We start from the raw sequence: 1,520 nt of genomic DNA on the forward strand, positions 1-1,520 counted from the left end.
CGTTGTGAAGCACCGTTCTGGTGTGGAGGCGGGATGTGTCCGATTCTTGAGAACTCAACAGCGTGCACTATGTTCAATGCCAATTTTATACCCCGGCCTTGATCTTCGGATCGGGTTGGGATTCCTTTGGAAATTGATGTCAGCTTCCGGCTTTCGGGTCGGAGAGATGTCTTATTTGCTAGAGGTCAAACTTGACTCTCCTTCTCTTCGGGGTTGGGGGTCGTAATTTTTTTACGGAGAGTTTGATCCTGGCTCAGGACGAACGCTGGCGGCGTGCTTAACACATGCAAGTCGAACGATGAAGCCCAGCTTGCTGGGTGGATTAGTGGCGAACGGGTGAGTAACACGTGAGTAACCTGCCCTTGACTCTGGGATAAGCGCTGGAAACGGCGTCTAATACCGGATACGACCTGCCCCGGCATCGGGTGCGGGTGGAAAGTTTTTCGGTCAAGGATGGACTCGCGGCCTATCAGCTAGTTGGTGAGGTAATGGCTCACCAAGGCGACGACGGGTAGCCGGCCTGAGAGGGTGACCGGCCACACTGGGACTGAGACACGGCCCAGACTCCTACGGGAGGCAGCAGTGGGGAATATTGCACAATGGGCGAAAGCCTGATGCAGCAACGCCGCGTGGGGGATGACGGCCTTCGGGTTGTAAACCTCTTTTAGTAGGGAAGAAGGGCTTCGGCTTGACGGTACCTGCAGAAAAAGCACCGGCTAACTACGTGCCAGCAGCCGCGGTAATACGTAGGGTGCAAGCGTTGTCCGGAATTATTGGGCGTAAAGAGCTCGTAGGCGGTTTGTCGCGTCTGCTGTGAAAACCCGAGGCTCAACCTCGGGCCTGCAGTGGGTACGGGCAGACTAGAGTGCGGTAGGGGAGAATGGAATTCCTGGTGTAGCGGTGGAATGCGCAGATATCAGGAGGAACACCGATGGCGAAGGCAGTTCTCTGGGCCGTTACTGACGCTGAGGAGCGAAAGCGTGGGGAGCGAACAGGATTAGATACCCTGGTAGTCCACGCCGTAAACGTTGGGAACTAGATGTGGGGACCTTTCCACGGTCTCCGTGTCGCAGCTAACGCATTAAGTTCCCCGCCTGGGGAGTACGGCCGCAAGGCTAAAACTCAAAGGAATTGACGGGGGCCCGCACAAGCGGCGGAGCATGCGGATTAATTCGATGCAACGCGAAGAACCTTACCAAGGCTTGACATATACCGGAAACTTCCAGAAATGGTTGCCCCGCAAGGTCGGTATACAGGTGGTGCATGGTTGTCGTCAGCTCGTGTCGTGAGATGTTGGGTTAAGTCCCGCAACGAGCGCAACCCTCGTTCTATGTTGCCAGCACGTCATGGTGGGAACTCATAGGAGACTGCCGGGGTCAACTCGGAGGAAGGTGGGGATGACGTCAAATCATCATGCCCCTTATGTCTTGGGCTTCACGCATGCTACAATGGCCGGTACAAAGGGCTGCGATACCGTAAGGTGGAGCGAATCCCAAAAAGCCGGTCTCAGTTCGGATTGA

At 55.6% G+C, this 1,520-nt stretch carries 1 rRNA gene (running past one end of the window); it reads left to right on the plus strand.

Annotated features, from left to right (window positions below):
* Positions 1–230: 230 nt before the first annotated feature.
* A 16S ribosomal RNA gene (locus C5C50_RS17445) occupies positions 231–1,520 on the plus strand (it continues 288 nt past the right edge of the window).

Source organism: Rathayibacter sp. AY1D9 (assembly GCF_002932395.1).
In the GTDB taxonomy this organism is placed as follows: Bacteria; Actinomycetota; Actinomycetes; order Actinomycetales; family Microbacteriaceae; genus Rathayibacter.